Below are 4,792 nucleotides of genomic sequence, written 5' to 3'. Positions count from 1 at the left end.
CAGACAGCCTCTCAGCTGTGCGCCGCCATCCGCTGAATGATCCAGGCCGCTCTCAGAGGCTGTCTGACAAACCTCGGAGCGGCTTTAGAAAGCGTCCATCAACAACGTCCCCCTTCGCAAAGGGGGGCTACGTCCATCATCAACTTCCCCCCCTTTCGCAAAGGGGGGCTAGGGGGGATTTCGGGCGGCATCGCTCGCATCGGGAAACAATTGATGGACACCTTCTTAGGCGCCCGTGGCACCGGCGAGAGGGCGAATGAATTCGCCCCTTCGGCTCGGGCGATTGCAATATTCAGACAGCCTCTCAGCTGTGCGCCGCCATCCGCTGAATGATCCAGGCCGCTCTCAGAGGCTGTCTGACAAACCTCGGGGCGACTTTAGAAAGCGTCCATCAACAACTTCCCCCCTTTCGCAAAAGGGGGCTACGTCCATCAACAACTCCCCCCCTTTCGCAAAGGGGGGCTAGGGGGGATTTCGGGCGGCATCGCCCGCATCGGGAAACAATTGATGGACACTTTCTTAGGCGCCCTTGGCACTGGCGAGAGGGCGAATGAATTCGCCCCTACGGCTCGGGCGAGTGCAATATTCAGACAGCCTCTCAGCTGTGCGCCGCCATCCGCTGATAGCCTTGGCGTGTCGGCGCCTGCACCACGATCCCGGGGATCTGCGGCAGACCCACAATGGCATCCACGCCGCCGAGCTTGACCGCTTCCTTGGGCATGCCGTAGACGACGCAGGTCTGCTCGTCTTGAGCGACCGTCATGGCCCCCGCCGCGTGCATCTCCAACAATCCGCGTGCACCGTCGTCCCCCATCCCCGTCATGATGATCCCCACGGCATTGGGACCGGCCGCCTGGGCGGTCGAGCGAAAGAGCACATCCACCGAGGGCCGGTGCCGGCTGACCAGCGGACCGCTCTTGACCTCGACCCGATATTGGGCGCCGCTGCGCCTGAGCAGCAGGTGATGCGTCCCAGGTGCAATGAGCGCCAGGCCAGCGATGACGCGATCGCCATCTTGGGCCTCGCGCACCTCGATCTCGCAGAGCTGGTTGAGACGCGTCGCGAAGGCCGCCGTGAACTGCCCCGGCATGTGCTGGACGACGACGATCCCGGGCGCGGTGCGCGGCAGACGCGTCAGGACGTACTCAAGCGCTTGGGTCCCGCCGGTCGAGGTCCCGATGGCGACGACCCTGTCCGTGGTCGCAGCGAGCGGCTTGAATGACCGATCCGCGACCACGGCATCGGCCCTGAGCTTAGCCTGCACAGGCACGGCTGAAGGCGTGCGGGCCGATCGGGTGACCTTCTCCATGCGGGCGTGGCTCGCCGCCTTGATGGCATCGCCGAGCAGCGTCTTGGACTCCTCCAGGAACTGGCGCAACCCGACCTTAGGTTTCGCGATGATGTCGACGGCGCCAGCGCTCATAGCCTGCATGGTGACCTCGGCGCCCTTTTCCGTCAGGGTCGAGCAAATGATCACAGGTGTCGGCCGCTCATGCATCAACTGCCTGAGGAAGGTGATGCCGTCCATCCTCGGCATTTCGATGTCCAGCACGATGACATCCGGCCAGGCTTTCTCCATGACCTTCTGCGCGAAGATGGGATCACGGGCGGTGCCAATGACTTGGATCCCGCTGATACCATCCAGTTGCTCCGTCAGCACCTGACGCACCACTGCCGAATCGTCGACGATCAGCACCTTGACCTGAGACATATCAGCACACTCCATCCGCAAAAAACCTTTCGTGTTCCACGCACTCTGAACAGCAGTCGCTGGGAGTGTCGCCCCTTCCGCCACCCGAGTCTTTCGGCCCAGGGTCATCCTCGCAGAAATCCGCTGGCCTGAGGCGCTGCTCGGCCGCGATGGCGCGCCCGTCGCGGCGGGGCGCCGCTCCCATCGGCCGCGCACTTGGATCAAAGGATGATCGAGGCCCGAGCGATACCGCCCGCCCCCCTCGCCTCCCTTGCGAAAGGGGGGAAGTTGTTGATGGGCACCTTCTTGCCATGAGTTCGCTCATTTCGACCTCCACCCATCGAACTCAAGTCATCGACCTCCACTCAGAAGCGCTCGAAGTCTTTCTGGTCGAAGTCGTCGAGATCGACCTCGGTCTCGCCAGCATCGCTAGCGCGCTTCCCGCTACCACTGTGCATCGGGCGCGGTGCGGCGCGCACGCTGGAGCCGCCCGAGGCGCCGGTGCGGAAGAAGGACATGGTCTCCTGCAGCTGACTGGCCTGGCCGTTGAGTTCCTCGGCCGTGGCGGCGAGTTCCTCGGAGGAGGCCGCGTTCTGCTGGGTGGCCTTGTCGAGCTGGCTCATGGCGTCGGTGATCTGGCCGATGCCGGCCGCCTGCTCGCCGGAGGCGGCGGTGATCTCTTCGATGAGGTCGGCGGTCTTGACGATGTTGGGCACCATCTGCTCGAGCAGCTTGCCGGCCTCTTCGGCAATGGCGACGCTGCCGGTGGCGAGTTGGTTGATCTCCTGGGCGGTCACGCCGCTGTTCTCGGCGAGCTTGCGCACCTCGGCTGCCACCACGGTGAAGCCCTTGCCGTGCTCACCGGCACGCGCCGCCTCGATGGCGGCGTTGAGCGCCAAGAGGTTGGTCTTGTAGGCGATGTCTTCGATCAGGCCGATCTTGCCGGCGATCTCCTTCATGGCATCCACCGTGCGCTTGACCGCCTCGCCGCCGCGCCGCGCCTCGTCCGCCGAACTCTTGGCGATGCCGTTGGTGACGCGGGCGTTCTCGGTGTTCTGCTGCACCGAGGCGTTGAGCTGCTCGATGCTGGAGCTGGTCTCATCCACGCTCGCCGCCTGCTCGGTAGCGCCCTGGCTCAGTGCCTGCGCGGTCGCGCTCACCTCGCTGGAGGCCGAGGAAAGACTGTCGGCACCCACGCGCACCTCGCCCACGGTCTGGCGCAGGCGCTCGACCATGCGCGCCATGGCGGCCAAGAGGCTCTTGTCATCGCCCGCGCGACGCGGCAGCGAACCAGTCAGATCCCCATCGGCGATCCGACCGGCGACCGCGACCAGAATCCCGGGGTCGCCGCCGAGCTGACGATTGGTCCCTCGCACGATCAGCACCGTCGCTAGAATTCCGACCGACAAGGCGACGACAGCGATGAGGACGAGTACCCAAATCCCGCGCTGACCCTTCTCGCGCATGGTCGCCTGCTCCGTCTGCGCCTGTGCACGAACTTCCGCGCCCATGGCACCCAGGTCCTCACGCACCTGTTCGAGATTGGGTTCCGATATCGTCCGGTAGATGGATTGGGACTGATGCAGTGACTGCAGGCGTTCATTGCCGGCGGCGAGCACCTTGGCCAAACCCCTGCGCACCGCCTCGAGGGCTGGAGCCGTCACCTCGCGATAGAGACGCTCCGCCTCAGGATCCTGGCCGACCGCCCCCGCGCCGACCGCGGTCAGGGGCAGCGGCTCGTCGAGAGGCGACCGGTCCCAAGCAGGCTGGTCCGTCTGCGCAACCGCGCCGCCCTCGGCCAGCGCGTCGCGCACCCGTGCGGCCGAGGCGTGCAGCAAGCGATGCGGCGCTTCGATCTCCGTCAGGGCCTGATCGATCTCCGGATAGTCGCGCGCCAGATCGGCGCGTTCCGGGCCATAGAGCAGTTTACCCAGCGGGCACTCGCCGGGGTCCATCTCGACATTGAGTTCAGTCTCCCCATTGAGCAGGGCCTGCTGGATCTGCGCGGCCCACTCCAGATGGCCCGACTCGATCTCCTGGATACGCGCCATCAGATCGCGATCGATCGAGCGATGGACGTGCTCAATCTCAGCGGCCGACTCATGGAGCTTACGATGCGGCTCCTCGATTGCGGCCAAGATGGGCGCAAGCGCTGGTAAGAGCGCCTCGGCCCGCTGGCGTTGGTCACTGTAGTACCAGCGCCCGAAGGCACAGGCTTTCGGGTCGACCTGGACGTCCAGCGTCTTCGTCTCAGGATCGAACACGAATGATTTCAACCGCGACGCCCATTCCAGGTGCTCGGCCTCGCGCTGGATAAGATCGGCGCGCAGATTGTCGGTCTCTGCCATCTCCGAGGTCCCCGAAAGGAGCGATGACAAACTCCCGATACCGGCGCCGGCGTTGATCAGCAGCAAGACCAGCACAACCAGGAAACCAAGGGTGATCTTGGTACTGAGCTTCATACTCTGTTGATCCATCTCATCATCTCCCACAACCGCCAAGCCAATAAGAGCATCGCTTGGCCTCAATCTTCATCCCCGCCTCAAACCCCGATAAACCCGTGGTTTTCATCGCGAACACCCTAGTCTCCCAAAAAGTAGCTTGCAGCCGCGGCGTTGATCATCGGACCGCCCAGTCTGTTGGGTCGGCACCGCGCATCCTTCAGGCAAAGCGCCGTGGGAGCGGCGCCCCGCCGCGATCGCGCGTCCGTCGCGGCGGGGCGCCGCTCCAACCGGCCGCACGCTTGGACCAGAAGATGATCGAGGCCACAGCCGCAAAGGAAGGATGACTAATAAAGCGCTCATCAATTGTTTCCCGATCTGAGCGATCCCGTCCGAAATCCCCCCTGGCCCCCCTTTGCGAAAGGGGGGAAGTTGTTGATGGTCACTTTCTAAGGAAGCGCTCATCAATTGTTTCCCGATGTGAGCGATCCCGTCCGAAATTCCCCCTGGCCCCCCTTTGCGAAAGGGGGGCAGTTGTTGATGGTCACTTTCTAAGGAAGCGCCCATCAACTGTTTCCCGATGCGAGCGATCCCGTCCGAAATCCCCCCTGGCCCCCCTTTGCGAAAGGGGGGAAGTTGTTGATGGTCACTTTCTAAGGAA

The 4,792-nt window shown here is 64.0% G+C and carries 2 protein-coding genes; both read right to left on the bottom strand.

Annotation, left to right across the window (positions count from 1 at the left end):
• Positions 1-598: 598 nt before the first annotated feature.
• A complete protein-coding gene (locus G3480_RS25100) occupies positions 599-1,711 on the bottom strand; it encodes a protein-glutamate methylesterase/protein-glutamine glutaminase (RefSeq protein ID WP_164656951.1) in 1,113 nt (370 codons plus the stop codon).
• A gap of 344 nt (positions 1,712-2,055) precedes the next feature.
• The gene (locus tag G3480_RS25095; protein WP_240906055.1) at positions 2,056-4,167 is read right to left on the bottom strand and encodes a methyl-accepting chemotaxis protein; all 2,112 of its coding nucleotides are present in this window, start codon (positions 4,165-4,167) and stop codon (positions 2,056-2,058) included.
• Positions 4,168-4,792: the final 625 nt, after the last annotated feature.

The organism is Thiorhodococcus mannitoliphagus (assembly GCF_010915725.1).
Taxonomy (GTDB): Bacteria; Pseudomonadota; Gammaproteobacteria; order Chromatiales; family Chromatiaceae; genus Thiorhodococcus; species Thiorhodococcus mannitoliphagus.
This window is presented reverse-complemented; position numbering and strand designations above follow the sequence as displayed.

What these genes read in the sequence shown, in the direction of transcription:
- G3480_RS25100 (WP_164656951.1), bottom strand. Translation starts at nt 1,711, where the DNA reads ATGTCTCAGGTCAAGGTGCTGATCGTCGACGATTCGGCAGTGGTGCGT.
- G3480_RS25095 (WP_240906055.1), bottom strand. Translation starts at nt 4,167, where the DNA reads ATGGATCAACAGAGTATGAAGCTCAGTACCAAGATCACCCTTGGTTTC.